20 protein-coding genes are annotated in these 20,894 nt (G+C 63.2%); 12 read left to right on the top strand and 8 right to left on the bottom strand.

Going from position 1 to position 20,894, the window contains the following annotated elements; genetic code table 11:
- Nucleotide 1 precedes the first annotated feature (1 nt).
- Nucleotides 2-1,483 carry a xanthine dehydrogenase small subunit gene (gene xdhA, locus C8K44_RS19990; RefSeq protein WP_109577519.1) on the bottom strand — a complete coding sequence of 494 codons (1,482 nt, stop codon included), beginning with the start codon at nt 1,481-1,483 and terminating at the stop codon, nt 2-4.
- 3 nt (nt 1,484-1,486) lie between these two features.
- On the bottom strand, nt 1,487-1,852 hold the full coding sequence (gene uraH / locus C8K44_RS19985; protein WP_109577518.1) for a hydroxyisourate hydrolase: 366 nt from the start codon (nt 1,850-1,852) through the stop codon (nt 1,487-1,489).
- Between the two features lie 180 nt (nt 1,853-2,032).
- Between uraH and puuE the strand changes: the two genes are divergently transcribed.
- From puuE to C8K44_RS28230, 12 genes are all read left to right on the top strand, one after another.
- Entirely contained in the window at nt 2,033-3,466 is a 1,434-nt protein-coding gene (gene puuE / locus C8K44_RS19980; RefSeq protein ID WP_109577517.1) for an allantoinase PuuE, read from the top strand.
- Between the two features lie 6 nt (nt 3,467-3,472).
- Nucleotides 3,473-4,315 (top strand): bifunctional allantoicase/(S)-ureidoglycine aminohydrolase, encoded by an 843-nt coding sequence (locus tag C8K44_RS19975; protein WP_109577516.1) that lies wholly within the window; start codon nt 3,473-3,475, stop codon nt 4,313-4,315.
- A 21-nt stretch (nt 4,316-4,336) separates the two neighbouring features.
- Complete coding sequence (locus C8K44_RS19970; RefSeq protein ID WP_109577566.1) at nt 4,337-4,837, top strand: ureidoglycolate lyase; 501 nt, start codon at nt 4,337-4,339, stop codon at nt 4,835-4,837.
- A 4-nt stretch (nt 4,838-4,841) separates the two neighbouring features.
- Nucleotides 4,842-5,435 (top strand): nucleoside deaminase, encoded by a 594-nt coding sequence (locus tag C8K44_RS19965; protein WP_109577515.1) that lies wholly within the window; start codon nt 4,842-4,844, stop codon nt 5,433-5,435.
- Between the two features lie 90 nt (nt 5,436-5,525).
- Nucleotides 5,526-7,532: a CocE/NonD family hydrolase gene (locus tag C8K44_RS19960; protein ID WP_109577565.1), complete on the top strand. Its 2,007-nt coding sequence runs from the start codon at nt 5,526-5,528 to the stop codon at nt 7,530-7,532.
- Nucleotides 7,533-7,674: 142 nt separating this feature from the next.
- Nucleotides 7,675-9,258, top strand: coding sequence for an ABC transporter substrate-binding protein (locus C8K44_RS19955; protein ID WP_109577514.1), 1,584 nt, complete (start codon nt 7,675-7,677; stop codon nt 9,256-9,258).
- A gap of 16 nt (nt 9,259-9,274) precedes the next feature.
- Entirely contained in the window at nt 9,275-10,234 is a 960-nt protein-coding gene (locus C8K44_RS19950) for an ABC transporter permease (RefSeq protein WP_109577513.1), read from the top strand.
- Nucleotides 10,235-10,244: 10 nt separating this feature from the next.
- A complete protein-coding gene (locus C8K44_RS19945) occupies nt 10,245-11,075 on the top strand; it encodes an ABC transporter permease (RefSeq protein ID WP_109577512.1) in 831 nt (276 codons plus the stop codon).
- Complete coding sequence (locus C8K44_RS19940) at nt 11,068-12,726, top strand: ABC transporter ATP-binding protein (protein ID WP_109577511.1); 1,659 nt, start codon at nt 11,068-11,070, stop codon at nt 12,724-12,726. Before C8K44_RS19945 ends, C8K44_RS19940 begins: the two co-directional genes overlap by 8 nt.
- Nucleotides 12,727-12,763: 37 nt before the next feature.
- Nucleotides 12,764-13,009 carry a type II toxin-antitoxin system ParD family antitoxin gene (locus tag C8K44_RS19935; RefSeq protein WP_109577510.1) on the top strand — a complete coding sequence of 82 codons (246 nt, stop codon included), beginning with the start codon at nt 12,764-12,766 and terminating at the stop codon, nt 13,007-13,009.
- Nucleotides 12,999-13,190, top strand: a complete 192-nt coding sequence (locus C8K44_RS28235; RefSeq protein ID WP_348626341.1) for a type II toxin-antitoxin system RelE/ParE family toxin — start codon at nt 12,999-13,001, stop codon at nt 13,188-13,190. The genes C8K44_RS19935 and C8K44_RS28235 overlap by 11 nt, the downstream gene beginning before the upstream one ends.
- A 2-nt stretch (nt 13,191-13,192) precedes the next feature.
- Complete coding sequence (locus C8K44_RS28230; RefSeq protein WP_348626340.1) at nt 13,193-13,300, top strand: type II toxin-antitoxin system RelE/ParE family toxin; 108 nt, start codon at nt 13,193-13,195, stop codon at nt 13,298-13,300.
- Nucleotides 13,301-13,309: 9 nt separating this feature from the next.
- Here the strand turns inward: C8K44_RS28230 and C8K44_RS19925 are convergent, their stop codons facing one another.
- From C8K44_RS19925 to C8K44_RS19900, 6 genes are all read right to left on the bottom strand, one after another.
- On the bottom strand, nt 13,310-14,251 hold the full coding sequence (locus C8K44_RS19925) for an alpha/beta hydrolase (RefSeq protein ID WP_109577509.1): 942 nt from the start codon (nt 14,249-14,251) through the stop codon (nt 13,310-13,312).
- Between the two features lie 15 nt (nt 14,252-14,266).
- Nucleotides 14,267-15,049 (bottom strand): carnitinyl-CoA dehydratase, encoded by a 783-nt coding sequence (locus tag C8K44_RS19920; protein WP_109577564.1) that lies wholly within the window; start codon nt 15,047-15,049, stop codon nt 14,267-14,269.
- Between the two features lie 101 nt (nt 15,050-15,150).
- A complete protein-coding gene (locus tag C8K44_RS19915) occupies nt 15,151-17,445 on the bottom strand; it encodes an acetate--CoA ligase family protein (protein WP_109577508.1) in 2,295 nt (764 codons plus the stop codon).
- 76 nt (nt 17,446-17,521) lie between these two features.
- Nucleotides 17,522-18,685, bottom strand: coding sequence for an acyl-CoA dehydrogenase (locus C8K44_RS19910; protein ID WP_109577507.1), 1,164 nt, complete (start codon nt 18,683-18,685; stop codon nt 17,522-17,524).
- 4 nt (nt 18,686-18,689) lie between these two features.
- On the bottom strand, nt 18,690-19,775 hold the full coding sequence (locus C8K44_RS19905; protein WP_109577506.1) for a carnitine 3-dehydrogenase: 1,086 nt from the start codon (nt 19,773-19,775) through the stop codon (nt 18,690-18,692).
- A gap of 180 nt (nt 19,776-19,955) precedes the next feature.
- Complete coding sequence (locus tag C8K44_RS19900) at nt 19,956-20,873, bottom strand: 3-keto-5-aminohexanoate cleavage protein (protein WP_109577505.1); 918 nt, start codon at nt 20,871-20,873, stop codon at nt 19,956-19,958.
- Nucleotides 20,874-20,894: the final 21 nt, after the last annotated feature.

Genomic DNA, 20,894 nt, shown 5'->3' with positions numbered 1-20,894 from the left:
CTCACGCAGCCTCGTATCTCGATACTTGCAGCGGCGCCTTGGTGCCGGTCGTTTCCATGTAGAAGCGCAAAAGCAGGTTCCTTGCCGCCAGCGCACGATATTCGGCTGTTGCGCGCATGTCGGTCAGCGGGGTAAAATCTTCCGCGTATTTCGCCATCGCTGCCTCCACCGTCGCTTCGGTCCACGGCTTGCCGACAAGCGCCGCCTCTACCGCCGACGCGCGTTTCGGCGTCGCCGCCATGCCGCCATAGGCTATGCGCACCTCAGCCACCGTTCCGTCCTTGGCAAGCGTCAGCCAGAACGCGCCGAGCGTGGCGGTGATGTCCTCGTCACGGCGCTTGGTCACCTTGTAGACGGCGAAGTTTTCGCCCTTCGCCGGCACCGGCACATGTACAGCTTCGACGAATTCGCCCGGCGCACGGTCCTGCTTGCCATAGGCGATGAAGAAATCCTGTAGCGAAATGGTCCGTCGCACCGTGCCCTTGCGCAAGGTGAGCGTCGCCCCAAGCGCGATCAGCGGTGGCGGTGTATCGCCGATCGGCGAGCCGTTGGCGATGTTGCCGCCAATGGTGCCCATATTGCGGACCTGCTCGCCGCCGAGGCGGTCGAACAGCGGCCCAAGTGCCGGGATGCGCTTCGCCAACGTGGCGAAGGCTTCGGTATAAGTGACGCCTGCGCCTATCGTGATGACGCCCTTGTCTTCCGACATGCCATGCAGACCGTCGATACTGGCGATGAAGACCGCCGGCGCGATCTCGCGCATATGCTTGGTGACCCACAGGCCGACATCGGTCGAGCCCGCAACCACGGTAGCGGTCGGCTCGGCTTCGAGCACCGCTGCCAGGTCGTCCACATCAGCCGGCACGACAAGACGCGACTTGCCCGCGCCGATCTCGACGCGGGAGCCATCCTTGAGCGCCTCAAGCCGCGCAGTGACTGCCCTGCGTTCAGCCAACAGCGGGTCCCTGGCGACCTTGCCATAGTCGGAAATGGCGCGAGCGGCGCGCATGATCGCCTCGTAGCCAGTGCATCGGCATAGATTGCCCTGCAGCGCCTTTTCGATTTCGGCGTCCGACGGCTCGGGCGACTTCATCCACAGGCCATAAAGCGACATGACGAAGCCCGGCGTGCAGAAGCCACACTGCGAACCGTGGAAATCGACCATCGCCTGCTGGACAGGGTGCAGATTGCCGTTCTCGCCGCGCAGGTGTTCGACCGTGACGACGTGGCAACCGTCGAGCGAACCCATGAAGCGGATGCAGGCATTGACGCTTTCGTAGACCAGCTTGCCGCCCGACAACCGGCCAACCAGCACCGTACAGGCGCCGCAGTCGCCCTCCGCACAGCCTTCCTTGGTGCCGCGCAGCGTGCGTTTCAGCCTGAGAAAGTCGAGCAGTGTCTCGGAAGGCGCGACATCACCCAGCGCCACATCCTCGCTATTGAGGATGAAGCGGATCTCATTGCGTGTCTTGACCGTCGTCATGTCTCAGCTCCCCCTATAGGTGGAATAGCCGAAGGGCGAGATCAACAGCGGCACGTGATAATGCGTGCGCTCGGCCATGCCGAAGCGGATCGGCACGATGTCGAGGAAGGCCGGTTTGGGCAGGTCGGTGCCCTGTCGGCGCAGGTAGTCGCCGGCGGCGAAGACCAGTTCGTATTCGCCGGTCAGGAATTCGTCGCCGATCAGCAGCGGCGCATCGCAGCGGCCGTCGGAATTTGTCGCAACCTTCTTGAGCAGCGTCCGCACGTCGCCTTCGATCCGGAACAGCGAAATCGACAGCCCTTCGGCAGGCTTTCCGGTCGCAGTATCAAGGACATGGGTGGTAAGGCGTCCGCCTTCGGCCTTTGTCATTCGCTCTCCCAATTGGCGACATGCGCCATCACTGTAGATTTTGCGCCATTTAAGGCCATTGCATAAGGTGTGGTCGAGCAGAGCACTACAAAAAGACTTTCAAATTTTTTCGAGGGAATGTCTGCCGCTCCTTTCGCTATTCTGCTCAAGTGCCCGGCAAAGACCGAATTTCGAGGGACCATGCGTTACGTAAGAGATATGCGCGGCTACGGCGCCAATCCACCCCACCCGCAGTGGCCAGGCAATGCGAATGTCTGCGTGCAGTTCGTGGTCAACTACGAAGAAGGCGGCGAAAACAACATCCTTCATGGCGATGCCGCCTCCGAAGCGTTCCTGTCCGAGGTGATGGGCGCAGCCCCATGGCCTGGCAAGCGCCACTGGAACATGGAATCGATCTATGAATACGGCGCCCGCGCCGGCTTCTGGCGGCTGCATCGCATGTTCACCGAAGCCAATGTGCCGGTGACAGTCTATGGCGTGGCGACCGCCCTTGCCCGTTCGCCCGACCATGTCGCGGCAATGCAGGAGGCCGATTGGGAAATCGCCTCGCACGGCCTGCGTTGGATCGATTATCGCGACCACGACGAAGCCGTCGAACGCGCCGACCTGCTGGAAGCGATTCGCCTTCACACCGAAGTCGTGGGCGAACGCCCCAAGGGCCTCTATCTCGGCCGCACCTCGGTCTACTCGGTTCGCCTCGCCGCCGCCGAAGGCGGCTTTGAGTGGATTTCCGACACCTATGACGACGAGTTGCCCTATTGGCTCGACCATGATGGCCACGGCAACGCGATCCCCCCTCAGCTTGTCATCCCCTACACGCTCGACGCCAACGACATGCGTTTTGCCACCGCGCAAGGGTTCAATTCGGGCGACCAGTTCTACGCCTATCTCAAGGACAGCTTCGACACGCTGTACCGCGAAGGTGCTGCCGGCCGGCCGCGCATGATGAGCATCGGCCTGCACTGCCGCCTCGTCGGCCGCCCCGGCCGCGCCGAAGCGCTGCGCCGTTTCATCGAATATGTGCAGGGCCACGACAAGGTTTGGCTCGCCCGCCGCCAGGACATCGCCGCGCACTGGCAGCAGCATCACCCCTACCAGCCGCAGGCGCTTCGGCCCTCGCGCATGGGCCGTGAAGAATTCGTGCAGCGCTTCGGCTCGATCTTCGAGCATTCGCCATGGATCGCCGAGCGCGCCTTCGAACTGGAACTCGGCCCAGCACATGACAGTGCCGGCGGACTGCACAATGCCTTGTGCCGCGCCTTCCGCTCGGCCAGCGAGACCGAACGCCTCGGCGTTCTGACCGCCCACCCCGACCTTGCCGGCAAGCTTGCACAGGCCAGGCGCCTGACAGAGGAGTCGACGAAGGAGCAGGCGTCCGCCGGGCTCGACGCGCTAACCGACGCCGAACGTACCCGCTTCACCGAGCTCAACACCGACTATGTCAAGAAGTTCGGCTTTCCCTTCATCATCGCGGTCCGCGACAACGACAAGGCAAGCATTTTGAAGGCGTTCGAGACCCGCATCGCCAACAACCGCGACCAGGAATTCCTGACCGCCTGCAAGCAGGTGGAACGCATCGCCTGGTATCGACTTCACGACCTCCTTCCAAGCTAAGAGAACATGGCACACCGCTCCTACTACGCACCGAAAGGGGGCTTGCCGCCCCAGACCGACCTGATAACCGACCGCGCGGTCTTCACCGAAGCCTATGCGGTGATCCCGAAGCGCGAATTCTCGGATATCGTCACCAGCTTCCTGCCGCATTGGGACGGCACGCGGCTGTGGGTCATCGCGCGTCCCCTGTCGGGATTTGCCGAGACTTTCTCGCAGTACATCATGGAAGTTCAGCCGGGCGGCGGCAGCGACCGTCCGGAACCGGATGCGGGCGCCGAAGGTGTATTCTTCGTCGTCGAAGGCGAAGTGACCGTGTCGGTGGCAGGCAAGAGCCACGTGCTGACGCCGGGCGGCTATGCCTATCTGCCGCCGGCGAGCAAGTGGACGGTCCGCAATGCCGGCAAAGAGGTCGCGCGCTTCCACTGGATCCGCAAGGCCTATGAATATGTCGACGGCCTCGACGCGCCCGAACCGCTGTTCCTCAACGACAACGACGTCGAGCCGAACGCCATGCCGGACACCGATGGCCGCTGGGCGACAACCCGCTTTGTCGATCCCAACGACCTGCGCCACGACATGCACGTGACGGTGGTAACCTTCGAGCCGGGCGGCATCATCCCCTTCCCCGAAACCCACGTCATGGAGCACGGCCTCTACGTGCTCGAAGGCAAGGCCGTCTACCGGCTGAACAATGACTGGGTCGAGGTCGAGGCCGGCGACTTCATGTGGCTGCGCGCCTTCTGCCCCCAGGCCTGCTACGCTGGCGGCCCCGGCAAGTTCCGCTACCTGCTCTACAAGGACGTCAACCGCCACATGAAGCTCGGCGCGCCGTTCGCTTCGCGACGCTGAGGGGATGCCATGTCAGGCGAGATGAAGCGGATCGTGGCCAGGCCCCTGACGCGGGAGAACTTCGCCGAATTCGGCGAGGTGATCGACACCAACTGCGACAGCCACTACCCGATCAATGCCGGCAAATGCGAGCGCTACCATGCGCTCGCCCGCGCCGAAGCTGCGGGGCCCGACGGCCATGTCATCATCAACATCTTCAAGGGCACGCCCTACGACTTCCCGCTCAGGCTTTCGATGGTCGAGCGTCATCCGTTCGGCAGCCAGGCTTTCATTCCGCTGTCGCCTCGGCCCTATCTCGTCGTCGTCTGCCACGACATCGGCGACGGCCCGGGCGAGCCGCACGCCTTCGTCACCTCGCCCGGACAGGGCGTGAACTACCCGCGCAATCTGTGGCACGGGGTGCTGACGCCGATCGGCGAGAACCAGGATTTCGTCGTCGTCGACCGCGGCGGCGCTGGCTCTAATCTCGAGGAATTCCACTTCTCGCATCCTTACGAAATCGTCCTGCCCGAAGGGTTCTGACACCATGGCCGAGCTTTCCCTGATCGAGCGCCTGTTCGACGTCATCGAAGACGACATCGTGCCCAAGACCACCGAAGGCGTGGCCAAGGGCAACAAGCTGTTTGGTGCTGCGCTGCTCAACAAGAACGACCGTTCGCTGGTCTTGGCCGAGACCAACAACGAGATCGAAAACCCGCTCTGGCATGGCGAGATGCACTGCCTGAAACGCTTCTACGAGATGCCCAAGGCTGACCGGCCAGAGACCAAGGACTGCATCTTCCTGTCGACGCACGAGCCTTGCTCGCTGTGCCTGTCGGCCATCACCTGGGCCGGCTTCGACAACTTCTACTACCTGTTCAGCCACGAGGATTCGCGCGACAGCTTCGCCATCCCGCATGACCTGAAGATATTGAAAGAGGTCTTCACGCTCGAGCCGGGCGGCTACAACGCCGAAAACGCCTATTGGAAGAGCTATTCGCTGCGCAAGCTGGTGCGCGAACTGCCCGAAGCCGACCGCAAGCGGCTGGAAGCGCGCATTGCGAAAATCTCGGCGCTTTACGACGAGATGTCCGGTGCCTACCAGGCCAGCAAGGCCGACAACGACATTCCGCTGAATTGACGCGAACTGGCCAGTGAATTCCGTTCGCCGGCCCACGGGTCGCCCTTGCTTCGGCCAACCTGCGCTCTACTGATGGCGCAGGAGCCCAGCATGAAAACCATCACCGAGTTTCCCCGAGACATCGTCGAGTTTGCGGACATGGGCATTCTCATGCCCGATGGCTGCCGCCTGTCGGCGCGGGTTTGGATGCCCGTCGACGCGGATCAGGACCCGGTGCCTGTCATCCTGGAGCACCTGCCCTACCGCAAGCGCGACGGAACCACGGCGCGCGACAACCTCACTCATCCCTATTTTGCCGGTCATGGCTATGCCTGCATTCGCGTCGACATGCGCGGCAATGGCGATTCTGAAGGCTTGATGAAGGACGAGTACTCCGAGCAGGAATGGCAGGACGCATGCGACGTGATCGCATGGGCAGCAAGCCAACCCTGGTGCAACGGTAATGTCGGCATGATGGGCATTTCCTGGGGCGGCTTCAACGGCCTGCAGGTGGCGGCAAAGCAGCCGCCGGCGCTCAAGGCGGTCATCACGCTGTGCTCGACCGACGATCGCTATGCCGACGACATTCACTACAAGGGCGGCCTTTTGCTCAACGAGAACATGGGCTGGGGCGCGACGATGCTGTCCTACTCCTCCAGGCCGCCGGACCCCGCGTTGGTCGGCGACAAATGGCGCGACATGTGGCTCGACCGGCTCGGAAATGAGCCGTTCCTGCCTGCGCTCTGGCTCCGGCACCAGACCCGTGACGCCTATTGGAAACGCGGCTCGGTCTGCGAGGACTTTCCGGCGATCAAGGCGGCCGTGCTGGCTGTCGGCGGCTGGGGAGACGCGTACAAGAACACCGTGTCGCGCCTTGTCCAAGGCGTGCATGCGCCGGTCAAGGGCATCGTCGGACCGTGGGTGCACAAATACCCGCATTTCGCCGTACCAAAGCCCGCCATCGGCTTCCTGCAGGAGGCTTTGCGCTGGTGGGACCGCTGGCTGAAGGGCATCGAGACCGGCGTCGAGAACGATCCGGCGCTGCGGCTCTACGTCATGGATTCCGAGCCGCCGCGCGACTGGTATCTGGAACGCAAGGGACGGTGGATCGCCGAGCAACAATGGCCGTCGCCGAACATCGCTGCGAAGCGCCTTTCACTCGGCGCGGGCGGCAAGCTGGCAGAAGCCGGTAGTCTCACAACACCTGTCGCGATCAACTCGCCGCAAGATTGCGGCATGGCAGGCGGTGAATATTGCGCCATCTGGCTCGGACCCGAATTGCCGGGCGACCAGCGCGTCGACGACGCAAGATCAGCCTGCTTCGACAGCGCCCCGCTCGACGCTCCGCTCGATATCGTAGGTGGCCCGGTCATCCGCCTCAAGCTTTCGGCCGACCGCCGGCAAGGCATGGTGGCGGTGCGCCTGTGCGATGTCCAGCCGGACGGTGCCTCGACCCGCATCACCTATGGCGTGCTCAACCTCTGCCATCGCAATGGTCATGAACACCCTGAGAACGTGCGCCCCGGCGAGACGATGGAGATTGTCTTCAAGCTCGACGACATCGCCTACCGCGTGGCCAAGGGCAACAAGCTGCGTGTGGCTGTGTCGTCGACCTACTGGCCGCTGGTCTGGCCGTCGCCGGAAGAGGTGACGCTCACGCTGCATGAAGGCGGCATCGACCTGCCGGTGCGCCCTTCGGGCAGCTACGACGAATGGACCTTCGCCGAGCCGGAAGCGGCAACACCGTGGCAGATCGAAACGCTGCGCGAGAGTTCGAATAGCCGTACGGTCGAGCGCGACGAGGCGACAGGCTCGACCAGCCTGCGCATCGTCGATGACTTCGGCGAAATCCGCGACATGGACCACGGACTGGTCATCGGCGAGATCGCCCGCGAGCTGTGGACCATCGACCCGAAAAACCCGCTCTCGGCACACGGCGAAACCCATTGGACTCAGGCTTTGTCCAGAAACGACTGGGCGATCAGAACCGAAGCGTTCACCGCGATGCACTCTGACGGGCAAAATTTCCATCTCACTGGCCGGATCGAGGCATATGAGGGCGAGAAACTGATTTTTGAGCGTGATTTCGACGAAAAGATTCCGCGCAACCACATCTGACGCCCTCGTGCCGTTGGCCCAGATGCGACACGCCGATTGCGCCACATCATGTCGCATTCGGCCTTGCTGATGCCCTTACGTTACGGTCAATATTGCTGACAGAAGTCGAACAATAACGACCGCCAGAGTGAGGAGCCTTCCAATGTCCAATGAACTGGAATTCCTGAGCCGTAGCGTAGCTGCGGGCAAGTTGAGCCGCCGCGATTTCCTCGGCCGCGCCGCGGCCCTGGGTGTCGCGGCAACCTTTGCCAACTCCTTGCTGGCAAGCGCGGCAAAGGCCGAGGGGCCGGTCAAAGGCGGCATCCTGCGCGCCGGCATGCAAGGTGGCGCTGCCACGGACAGCCTCGACCCAGCGTCATGGTCGAGCCAGGTTCCCTATTTCTTCGGCCGCCAGTGGGCCGAGCAGCTGGTGCAGATTTCGGCCGACGGTGAGCCGAAGCCGGCCCTTGCCGAAGAATGGGGCGCATCCGACGATGCCAAGACCTGGACCTTCAAGATCCGCAAGGGCGTGCAGTTCCACAACGGCCAGGAGATGACCCCCGCCGACGTCGTGGCGACAATGGAACGCCATTCCGACGAAAAGGCGAAATCGGGCGCGCTTGGCCTGATGGGCGGCATCGCCTCGGTCAAGGCCGATGGCCAGAACGTCGTCTTCACGCTCAAGGACGCCAACGCCGACCTGCCCTTCCTGCTCGACGACTATCACCTGATGATCCAGCCCAATGGCGGCAAGGACAAGCCTGATGCGGGCATCGGCACCGGCCCCTACAAGATCACCGTCAACGAAGCCGGCGTGCGGCTCGGCGGCGAGAAGTTCGCCAATTACTGGCGCGACGACCGCGGCTTCGCTGACCAGATCGAAATCATCGTCATCAACGACGCGACCGCGCGCACATCGGCGCTGCAAGGCGGACAGGTCGACATCATCAACCGCGTCGAGCCCAAGATCGTCGAATTGATCAAGCGCGTGCCAGGCGTGGTCATCCAAAACGTCGCCGGTCGCGGTCATTACGTTTTCATCGCCCATTGCAACACCGCTCCCTTCGACAACAACGATCTCAGGCTCGCGTTGAAATACGCGCTCGATCGCGACGAGATGCTGCAGAAGATCCTGATGGGCTACGGCTCGGTCGGCAACGACACGCCGATCAATAAGGCCTATCCGCTGTTCACCGAAATGGAGCAGCGCAAGTACGATCCAGACAAGGCAGCGTTCCACTACAAAAAATCGGGACACTCCGGCTCGGTTCTGCTGCGCACCTCGGACGTGGCCTTCCCGGGCGCCGTAGATGCCGCCCAGCTGTACCAGCAGAGTGCCGCCAAGGCTGGCATCACCCTTGAGGTCAAGCGTGAGCCGGGCGACGGCTACTGGTCGGAAGTCTGGAACAAGCAGCCTTTCTCGGCGTCCTACTGGGGTGGTCGGCCGACCCAGGACCAGATGTACTCGACCGCCTACTATTCGAAGGCGGACTGGAACGACACGCGCTTCTTCCGCGACGATTTCGACAAGATGCTGTTTGCGGCGCGTTCCGAACTCGACAAGGACAAGCGCAAGAAGATCTACGCCGACATGGGCCAGATCGTACGCGACGAAGGCGGCGTCATCACCCCGATGTTCAACGACTTCATCGACGCCACCAGCGCCAAGGTCGGCGGCTGGGTCCCTGATGGCAACCAGGAGATGATGGGCGGCTACGCGCTGTCCAAGTGCTGGCTCAACGCGTGACAACGGCGTTGTCCGCATGGCCAATCCAATCCTGAAATTGATAGCCCAGCGCATCGCGCTGGGCCTGCTGCTGCTTCTGGCCGTTTCGGTCCTGATCTTCGCCGGTACGCAAATCCTGCCCGGCGACGTTGCCCAATCCATTCTTGGCCAGTCGGCAACGCCGCAGGCACTCGCCAATCTGCGCCAGGAACTCGGCCTCAATGACCCGGCCTACATCAGGTATTTCAGGTGGCTCGGCGGTGTTTTGACCGGCGATCTCGGCACCGCCCTGTCGAGCCGGCAGGATATCGCGCACGCTATCGGCGGGCGGCTGTGGAACACGCTGTTCCTCGCATTCTGGGCCGCAATTGTTTCCATCCCGCTGGCCATCATCCTCGGCCTGCTTGCGGTGCGTTACCGCAATGGCTGGATCGACAAGACCATCTCGGGGCTGGCGCTCGCCTCGACGTCGCTGCCCGAATTCTTCGTCGGCTACCTGCTCGTCTACTTCTTTGCCGTGAAGTGGCAGATCTTTCCCGGCATCTCCACCGTCTATGACGGCATGCCCTTCCTCGAACGCATGAAGGCGATCGCCTTGCCGGCAACGGCACTGACCCTCGTCGTGCTCGCCCACATGATGCGCATGACGCGTGCGGCGATCCTCAACGTCATGCAGTCAGCCTATATCGAGACAGCCGAACTCAAGGGCCTTTCGCCCTTCGAAATCATACGCAAGCATGCATTTCCCAACGCCATTGCGCCAATCATCAACGTCGTCATGCTCAACCTCGCCTTCCTCATCGTCGGGGTCGTCGTCATCGAGGTGATCTTCGTCTATCCCGGCATGGGGCAATATCTGGTCGACCATGTCGCCAAGCGCGACGTGCCGGTGGTGCAAGCCGTCGGGCTGATCTTCGCTGCGGTCTACATCGGCCTCAACATCATCGCCGACATTGCCGCAATCATCGCCAATCCACGCCTCAGGCATCCGAAATGAGGGGCGCGCCATGCTTGATCTGAAACGCATCCCCATCGCGGCCTGGATCGGCCTGATCCTGACGACGCTTTTCCTGATCGCGGCGATCTTCGCGCCATTGATCGCACCCTATGGCCTTGGCGAAATCGTCGGCGATGTCTGGGCGCCGATGTCGAGCAAGTTCCTGCTCGGCACGGACAATCTCGGCCGAGACCTGCTATCGCGCATGATCTATGGCGCGCGCACGACCATCTTCATCGCCGTGCTGGCTACCGCGCTGTCGTTTTCGCTCGGCGCGATCCTCGGCTTCACAGCAGCTGTCGTCGGTGGCTGGTTCGACACAAGCATGTCGCGTTTCGTCGACCTTTTGATGGCGATCCCGACGCTGATCTTCGCGCTCGTGGTGCTATCGGTGCTGCCTTCGACGCGGGTGACACTGATCCTGGTCATGGGCATCCTCGACGCCACCCGCGTCTACCGCCTGTCGCGCGCGGTCGCCGTCGACATCAACGTTATGGACTTTGTCGAGGCTGCCAAGCTACGCGGCGAAGGCAAGGGCTGGATCATCTTCCGCGAGATCCTGCCCAACGCGCTGTCGCCGCTGGTCTCGGAACTCGGCCTGCGCTTCATCTATGCCGTGCTGTTTCTCTCGGCACTGTCCTTCCTCGGCCTCGGCGTACAGCCGCCGGACGCCGACTGGGGCGGCATGGTCAAGGAGAACAAGGACGGCATCGTCTTCGGCATTCCGGCGGCCTTGATCCCGGCGGCGGCAATCGCAGCCCTTGCCATCTCCGTCAACCTCGTCGCCGACTGGGTGCTCAATCGCACCACCGATCTCAAGGGAGGGCGTGGCAATGGCTAAGGCACCATCTGATGGCTCCGGCCCCCTACTCGACATCCGCAACCTCAGGATCGAGGCAAAAATCTATCCGCCCGGCGAAGCGCCGCGCACGATCACGCTGGTACACGATGTGTCGCTGTCGCTGCAGAAGGGCAAGGTGCTTGGCCTGATCGGCGAATCCGGGGCCGGCAAGTCGACAATCGGCCTGTCGTCGATGGCGTATGGACGCGGTGGCGTGAAGATCACCGGCGGCGAGATCATTCTCAACGGCCGCGACATCCGCAAGGGCGGCACCCAGGGCATCCGCGCCTTGCGCGGGCGCGAAGTCTGCTATGTCGCCCAATCGGCTGCGGCAGCCTTCAACCCGGCGCACAGGCTGATGGATCAGGTGGTGGAAGCCTCGATCCTGCACGGCGTGGCTACCAGGGCCGAGGCGGAAAAACGCGCGGTCGCGCTGTTCAAGAAGCTCAGCCTGCCCGACCCCGAAAACATCGGCCAGCGTTTTCCCCACCAGGTGTCGGGAGGCCAGCTCCAGCGTGTCATGACGGCAATGGCGCTGTGCTCCGAGCCCGATCTGATCGTTTTCGACGAGCCCACGACCGCGCTCGACGTGACCACCCAGATCGACGTGCTTGCCGCCATCAAGGAGGCCATCCGCGACACCGGCGTTGCCGCCCTCTACATCAGCCACGACCTCGCCGTGGTCGCCCAGGTCTCCGACGAGATCATGGTGCTCAGGCACGGCAAGCTGGTGGAATGGGGGGGCACGCGCCAGATCATCAAGGAGCCGAGGCAGGAATACACCTCAGCGCTCGTCTCGGTGCACGAGATCGAGCACGTGGAAAAAAAACCGGGCGCCACCCCCTTCCTGTCGGTCAGGAACATCACGGCCGCCTATGGCGGCGGCAAGATTAAGGTGCTGGAGAACGTCTCGGTCGACATCTTGCCCGGCCAGACGCTCGCCGTCGTCGGCGAATCCGGCTCCGGCAAATCGACGCTGGCACGCGCCATCACCGGGCTTTTGCCGCCCGAGCAGGGCAGCATCACCTTCGCTGGTCGCACCCTATCCAATCGTCTCGCCGACCGTAGCCGCGACGATCTGCGCGAACTGCAGATGATCTACCAGATGGCCGACGTGGCGATGAACCCGCGCCAGACGGTGGGCACCATCATCGGCAGGCCGCTTGAGTTCTATTTCGGCATGGGCGGCACCGAGCGCGACAAGCGCATCGCCGAACTGCTCGACAAGATCGAGATGGGGCGCGCCTTTGCCGACCGTTATCCGGCTGAACTCTCGGGCGGGCAGAAGCAGCGCGTTTGCATCGCCCGGGCGCTTGCCGCCAAACCAAGGCTGATCATCTGCGACGAGGTGACGAGCGCGCTCGACCCGCTGGTCGCCAACGGCATACTCAAGCTTTTGCTCGAACTGCAGGCCGAGGAAGGCGTCGCCTATCTCTTCATCACACACGATCTGGCGACCGTTAAGTCGATCGCCGATTCCATCGCGGTGATGTATCGCGGCGAAGTGGTGCGCTACGGGCCGAAGTCGGAGGTGCTCAAGCCCCCCTTCGACGCCTACACCGACCTGCTTTTGTCGTCCGTTCCAGAGATGGAAATCGGCTGGCTGGAAAAAGCGATCAAGGGCCGGCGCATGGAAAGCGCTGGGAACTGAGCTTGGCAATAATACCAATTTTTGGTATTATTGCACTATGAACAAAAACACGTCCATTTCCCTCGGCCACCACTTCTCGGATTTCGTCGAGAGGCAGGTCGAGGATGGCCGCTACAGCTCGGCCAGCGAGGTCGTACGCGCTGGATTGAGATTGCTCGAAGAGCACGAATTGCAAGTGGCACAGCTGCGCGCGGCCATCATCGAAGGTGAGGAAAGCGGTTCGTCCAAGCCTCTCGACATCGAGAACTTCCTTGGCCGAATGCGCGCCGGCCATGGCCGATAAACGGCTGCTTTTCTCTCCGGCAGCCGAAGCGGATCTCGAACAGATCTGGCACTACACCGCTGACACCTGGAGCCCGGAACAGGCCAACCAGTACGTTCTTCAGATCCATCGCTGCGGCCTTGACATCGCAAGAGGCAACGCAAGGGACGGTCGCTTGCTGAGGTTCGGGCTGGCTATCTGAAAGTGAGCGTCGGCTCACATTTGATCGTTTATCGCGTGGTGGACGAAACAATCGATGTGATACGTGTTCTGCACCGGCGCATGGACATCAGCGCACGGCTCAACCTGTAGGCAGGGTGCTCACCACACCCATTGCTCCCGCCCAAGAACCGCCACCGCATCGACAATCCTGTCGAAGCTCTCACGCGCTCTTGCGACCGTATGGCGGGCACGAAGGTAGCCGTGCACCAACCCAGGCTCTTCATGCCAGAAGGCATGACCCTCGGCGGCAACGACGCGCTCTCCATAAGCCTCGCCGTCCGATGACAGCGGGTCGCATTCGGCTGTGATGATGACAGTCGGTGGCAAATTGGCGAAATCGCCATCGGCGAGTGGCGTCATGGTGATGTCGCCGGTGCGGTCTTCGCCGCCGGTGCGGATGTCCTTGTAGAAATGAAGGTCGCGCATGGTCAGCATCGGCGCCTCGGCATGCTTCACGTAGGAGCCTCGCGATTGGTCGCCGCCAAGGCCGGGATAGATCAACACTTGCCCGACAGGCTTTTGCATATGCCCCCGCGTGGCATGGCTGACCGCGGCGGCGAGGTTGCCGCCAGCGCTGTCACCGGCGAGCACGATGGGCAGATCGTAGTTGCCAGCCGCCCATTCGAAGGCGCGCATCGCATCGTCGAAGGCAGCGGGGTGGCGATGCTCGGGCGCCAGGCGATAGTCGACCGAAACCACCTCGTAGCCGGTCCTGCCGCACAGTTCAGCGCAGACATCGTCATGGCTGTCGAGCCCGCCAAGGATGAAGCCGCCACCGTGGAAATAGAGCAGGACCACTCCGGGCTCCTTGCCAGCGAGGCGATAGATGCGGATCTGGATCTTATGTGTCGGCGTGGCAATGGCCGTCGTTTCCGGCACGACGCCTTCGGGGTAACCGGCGAAGAACTCCCGGCACATCCGATCGTAGATCTCGCGCTGCTGGCCAATCGTGTAGTCGATCGTGTCGGGCGGATAGTAGGAATTGGTCCGCTCGATGAAGGCCCAGGTCTCGGCGTCGATGAGTTTTGTGTAGTCGGTCATGGAACGAACCTGGCCTCACTTTCCCTTCCACACAGGATCGCGCTTCTCGGCAAACGCGCGAAATCCTTCGAGGTTGTCGCCGGAAGCGTAAAGTTCGTCGACAGTCCGGAACTGGCGTTTGGTGATGCGGTTCATGGTCTCCTGGAAGCCCATCACCTCGGCCGCTCGGGCCACTTCCTTGATCGCGGCAAACACCAGGGGCGGCCCACCGGCCAGCAGCCGCGCGATCTCCCATACGCGATCCTCGAGCTTGTCCGCCGGCAGCACTTCGTTGACCAGTCCCCAACGATGCGCCTCGGCGACGTCCATCCAGCGGCCGGTGAGCAGAAGGTCCATCGCCACGTGGTAGGGGATGCGCTTCGGCAGTTTGATGGTTGCCGCATCAGCAAGCGTGCCGGCGCGGATTTCCGGCAAAGCAAAGCTCGAATGTTCGGAGGCGTAGATCAGGTCGCAGGACAGCGCCAGCTCGAAGCCCCCACCCACGGCCATGCCGTTGACGCAGGCGATAACAGGCTTGTTGAGGTCGCGCAGCTCCTGCAGCCCGCCAAAACCTCCGACACCATAGTCGCCGTCGACCGCATCGCCGTTGGCCGCCGCCTTCAGGTCCCAGCCGGCCGAAAAGAATCTTTCCCCTGCCGTCTTCACGATGGCGATGCGCAGGCTGTCATCGTCGCGGAAGGCCTTGAAGGTTTCGCCGAGCAGCCGCGAGGTGGCGAGGTCGATGGCATTGGCCTTGGGCCGGTCGAGCGTGACTTCGAGGATAGCGCCTTCCCTGCGGGTTTTCACGACGTCGGACATTTTTTCCTCCATTGCCCCTTACGCACCGATGGCCTGTGTGGCCCCACGACCTTCGGAGCGGCTCGCGCTTTTCGACCGTTGGCCAAAGCTGCCTCTCACCCTTACCCTCTCCCCGTGAATGACGGGGAGAGGGAGGCGTCAACGTCGCGGCCAACCTCCTTCTCCCCGTCCTTACGGGGAGAAGGTCCGGCAGGGGATGAGGGGCCATTTGATATCACCAACAGCGCGTCCGCGATCCAAGCGCCCTGCCCTTCGCCGCAGACGATCAGCGGGTTGATGTCGAGTTCCTCGATTTTATCCGCGTGCTCCAGCACGAAACCCGATATGGCCATGATCGCATCGATGGCGGCATCGACGTCCGCCCGCGCGCGGCCACGATAGCCGTCGAGCAGCGGGTACATCTTGAGCCCCCTCAGTGCCTGCTCGACCTCGCCCCGCGACGCCGGCAAAAGCAGCGTGGCGCTGTCCTTGATGAGTTCGACCAGCACGCCGCCGGTGCCGATGGTCATGACAGGTCCGAACAGCGGATCGCTGACGACGCCAACGATCAGCTCGGCCACGCCGCCCGACACCATTTTCTCGACATAGAGGCCTGAGCCGAGCGGCAGCAGCGCCCCAGCCGCAGCACCGACATCCTCACCGGTCCGCACGTTGAGGCGGACAGCGCCGAGTTCGCTCTTGTGGGCAACGCCGAGAGCCTTGAGCGCGACGGGATAGCCTAGCGTTTCGGCCACTGCGATAGCCTCGGCAACACTCGCCGCACGTTGGCCTGCGGGAACGGCTAGGCCAGCGTCGCGCAACAGCGATTTGGCGGCGGCTTCGTCGAGTTGGGTATCCTCCCCCCTCAAGGAGGAGGTGCCCGCGAAGCGGGCGGAGGGGGTAGCCTCAGATGGCCCCGCCGACACGCCGCGCACGACCCCACCCCGATCGGCTACGCCGATCGACCCTCCCCTCAAGGAGGAGGGTTCCCGCCGCCACGCCTCGCCAATCATCGCCGCGGCCTCGGCCGCATCCATCGCTTCTGCAATGCCCTGCAACGGCACGATCCCGCGTTGAAACAGGTCGGCTGCGTGCTCCTCGGTCAGGTTCTCCGTCATCGACGCCACCACCGCGCCGCGTGTGCCATTGGCCTTCAGCGCCGCCTCGAAGGCGCGCACCGTTGGCCACCAGTCGGCATCCGAGCAGCGGTCGTTGCGCGGGAAATCGAGCACCAGCATGTTGAGGTCGAACCCGCCTGACGCCATCGCCGAAAAGGTCGCCGTCATCGCCGGTTCGTCGTTCCAGATGAAGGTGTGGTAGTCGAGCGGATTGGCGACCGCCACGAAGGCGCCGAGCGTCGACTTGACCCTTGCATAGTGCTCAGGCGTCAGTGCCGGGAAGCTGAGCCGCCTGCCCTCGGCGCTGTCGGCCATGACCGATGCCTCGCCGCCCGAACAGCTCATCGACGACAGCGAAAAACCGGGCAGCGGGCCGAAGGCGTGCAGCAGCTTCAGAGTTTCGAGGAATGACGGGATGGTGTCGACGCGGGCGATGCCGAGGCGTTTTAGGAAGGCCTCGGAGGTAGCATCGGAACCGGCCAGCGAGGCCGTGTGCGAGATCGTCGCCTTGCGCGCCTGCTCGGAGCGGCCGACCTTCATCGCGACGATCGGCTTTTTCAGTTCGCGTGCCCGCGCCGCCAGCCGCTCGAAGCCCTCGACCTTGTCGAAGCCCTCGATGTGCAGGCCGAGGCAGGAGACGCGCTCGTCCTCGATCAGCCCCAGCGCCATTTCGGAGAGACCTGTTTGCGCCTGGTTTCCCGCCGTCATCAGGAAGGCCACCGGCAGGCCGCGCTTCTGCATGGTCAGGTTGCAGGCGATGTTGGAAGACTGCGTGATCATCGCCGCCCCACGCCCACCAGGCGCCAGCCGCTGGCCCCCATGCTGGTCGGGCCACAACAGCGCGCCGTCGGCATAGTTGATCAGGCCGTAGCAATTGGGCCCGATAACCGGCATCGATCCCGCCGCCGCCACCAGTTCCGCCTGCAGCCTCTCGCCGTCGGCATCGTCGTTGCCGGCCTCGAGGAAGCCGGAGGCAAAGCAGATCGCCCCGCCCGCGCCCTGCGCGGCCAGTTGCGCGATCACTTCGATGGTCAGGAAGCGGTTGACGCCGATAAAGGCAGCGTCGGGCGCTGCGGGCAGGTCGGCCACCGAACGGAAGGACCTGATGCCCTCAACGTCCTCCTTCGTCGGGTGCACCGGCCAGATGTCGCCTGAAAAACCCATCTTGAGGCATTGCTTGACGACGGCGGCCGCCTGCGAGCCGCCAAACACGGCAATCGACTTCGGCCGCAGCAGGCGCTCGAGCCGCGTTCGCCCTGCAAGCTTCGGGGTGGAGGCGGTCAAAGTCGAGCTACTCATTTTCACCCCCTAGCTGGCCCTGCGGGCCACCTTGCCCCGAGGAGCAAGGTCAAACTTGCCTGCTTCAACAGCCGCATCACCCGCCCACCGCCCTGAGCAGTGCACGCGAGATGATGTGCCGCTGGATTTCCGACGTGCCCTCCCAGATGCGCTCGACGCGCGCGTCGCGCCAGATGCGCTCCAGCGGCAGGTCGTCCATCAGGCCCATGCCGCCATGTATCTGGATCGCCTCATCGGCGACAAAGGCCAGCATCTCGGTGGCCTTGAGTTTGGCCATCGCCATGTCCTGGTCGGAAACCGTGCCCTGGTCGTATTTCCAGCCCGCCTCCATCACCATCAACTCGGCCGCCTTGAGCTCGGTCGCCATGTCGGCGAGCTTGAACGACACGCCCTGGAACTTGCCGATCTGCTGGCCGAACTGCTCGCGTTGCGCGGCATATTCAATGGCGTGGCCAAGCGCGCGCTCCGCCCGGCCGAGGCAGGTGGCGCCCACCTGCAGGCGCGTCGCGCCGAGCCAGCTGTTCGCGACCTCGAAACCCTTGTGCACCTCACCCAGAACCTGGCTCGCCGGCAGGCGGCAGTCGTCGAACTCCAGCACCGAATTGGTGTAGCCACGATGCGAAACGTTGCGGTAGCCGTCGCGAACGGTGAAGCCGGGCGTGCCCTTGTCGACGAAGAAGGCGGTGATCTTCTTGCGTTTTCCGCGCGCACTGTCCTCCTCGCCCGAAGCCATGAAGACGATGGCAAAATCGGCGACGTCGGCATGCGAGATGAAGTGCTTGGTGCCGTTCAGCACCCAGTCACTGCCGTCCTGGACAGCACTCGCCTTCATGCCGCGCAGGTCGGAGCCGGCGCCTGGCTCGGTCATCGCCAGGCAATCCGACTTCTCGCCACGAATGCACGGAAATAGGTACTTATCCCGCTGCTCCGGCGTGCCCGCGAGCAGGATGTTGGACGGCCGCGCCACGCAGGTCCAGTGCAGCGCATAATTGGCCCGGCCGAGCTCCTTTTCGTAGAGAAGCCAGGTCAGCGTATCGAGACCAGCGCCGCCGACATCCGCCGGCATGTTGGCGGCATAGAGCCCGGCGGCAATCGCCTTTTGCTTGATCTCCTCAATCAGCTCGCGCCGGAGATGGCCCGTGCGCTCGACCTCACGCTCATGCGCATAGAGCTCGTTTTCGACAAAAGCGCGGGTGGTGTCGACAATAAGCTGCTGTTCCTCGGACAGACCGAAATGCATCGCCTCAGCCTCTCTTTTTCGCCGGCTTCTTGTCGGCCTTCTTTTTCGGCTTTTCGACCCGCGCCTTCTCGGCGGCCTTAGACACCTTGCTGGCAGCAAGCTTGGAAAGCTGCTGGGTGTAGTCCCTGTAGAGCGCGCCAGCACCCCAGCCCTTGCCCTTGTTCTGCTTCGACAGCGCATCCATGATCGCGACCAGATTGTCGTCGCGGATCCTTTCCAGCTCGCGGATCGACCAACGGTCGGACTGGTCGTCGGATTGGGTCGCGATCAGGTCGACCAGTTCATCGTTGAACTCCGGCACGTCCATCAGCTTGGTCCACGGCCATTTCAGGCACGGCCCGAACTGCGCCATGAAGTGGCGCATGCCGGCCTCGCCGCCTGCAACGCGATAGACCTGGAACATGCCCATCTGCGCCCAGCGCAGGCCGAAGCCGTAGCGCATGATGTCGTCGAGTTCCTCAACCGTGCAGATGCCGTCCTTGATCAGCCACAGCGCCTCGCGCCAGGCGGCTTCGAGCAGGCGGTCGCCGACGAAGGCTTCGATCTCCTTGCGGATGACGACGGGCTTCATGCCGATCGAGGCATAGATTTCCTTGGCAACCTCGATGGCCTCGGGAAAAGTCTGCTCGCCGCCGACGATCTCGACGATCGGCAGCAGATAGACAGGGTTGAACGGATGGCCGACGACCAGCCGCTCGGGATGCTTCTTCATCGCCACCTGCATGTCGGACGGCTTGATGCCAGAGGTCGACGAGCCGACGATGGCGTTGGCTGGCGCATGGGCGTCGATCTCGGCCAGCACCTTGTGCTTGAGGTCGAGCCGCTCGGGTACGCTTTCCTGGATGAAATCGGCGTCGGCCACGGCTTCCGCAATGGTCTTGGCGAAGGTCAGTCTGCCCTCCTTGGGCAGGCCGCCGGGCAGCATCTGCTTGTAGGCGCGCCGCGCGCCTTTCATCACTTCACCGACCTTGCGCGAGGCCTCAGGATCGGGATCGAAGATCGATACGTCGATGCCGTTGAGCAGCAGCCGCGCCACCCAGCCGGCGCCGATGACCCCACCGCCGATGGCGGCCGCTTTGGAAATTGTCATGGTTCCAGTTCCCCCATTTCGGCCCCCACTCCGGTTTGCTGCGCAAACCACCTCTCTCCCGATCGCTGGGGGAGAGGAAGGACGGCCGCAGTCTTGGCGACTTTCCTCTCCCCTGGGCAGGGGGAGAGGTGGCGAGCGCAGCGAGCCGGAGTGGGGGCGATTGTCTTCATCGCCAAGAGGTTACGCCGCCAGCGGCGCGCGCTTCACGAGGTTGAGCTTCTTGCGCACCTCCTCAGGCCCGATGACCCGCGCGCCCAGATTTTCGACAATGCTCACTGCGCGCTCGACCAGTTGCGCATTGGTGGCGAGAACGCCCTTGCCGAGCCAGAGATTGTCTTCGAGGCCGACACGCACATTGCCACCGGCGATCACTGCGGCTGCCGCATAGGCCATCTGGTTGCGGCCCAGCGAAAAGGCCGACCAGTTCCAGCTCGAGGGCACGTTGTTGACCATGGCCATGAATGTGTTGAGGTCGTCGGGCGCGCCCCACGGCACGCCCATGCACAGCTGCACCAGCGCATCGGGCTTGAGCACGCCTTCCTCGACCAGCTGCTTGGCAAACCACAGATGGCCGGTATCGAACGCCTCGATCTCCGGTTTGACCCCCAGAGCCGTCATCATGCCACCCATAGCGCGCAGCATGCCCGGTGTGTTGGTCATGACGTAATCGGCTTCGGCGAAGTTCATCGTACCGCAATCGAGCGTGCAGATTTCCGGCAGGCACTGGCGCACATGCTCGACGCGATCGGACGCGCCGCCCATGTCGGTGCCGGCTTGCTTGAGCGGCAAAGGCGCCTCCGGAGAGCCGAACACCATGTCGCCGCCCATGCCGGCAGTGAGGTTGAGCACGACGTCGACATTTGCCTCGCGAATGCGCTCGGTCACTTCGCGGTAGAGATGGACATCGCGGCGCGGCTTGCCGGTTTCGGGGTCGCGGACATGGCAATGAACGATCGCAGCACCCGCCTTGGCGGCATCGATGGCGGATTCGGCGATCTGCTTGGGCGAGCGCGGCACATGTGGGCTGCGGTCCTGCGTTCCGCCGGAGCCAGTCACGGCACAGGTGATGAACACTTCCTGGTTCATGGCGAGTGGCATCGGACTTCCTCCCAATCAGAT

The sequence above is a fragment of the Aminobacter sp. AP02 genome, from assembly GCF_003148805.1.
In the GTDB taxonomy this organism is placed as follows: domain Bacteria; phylum Pseudomonadota; class Alphaproteobacteria; order Rhizobiales; family Rhizobiaceae; genus Aminobacter.
The sequence above is the reverse complement of the archived record's forward strand: the minus strand, read 5'-3'. Positions and strand labels throughout refer to the sequence as shown.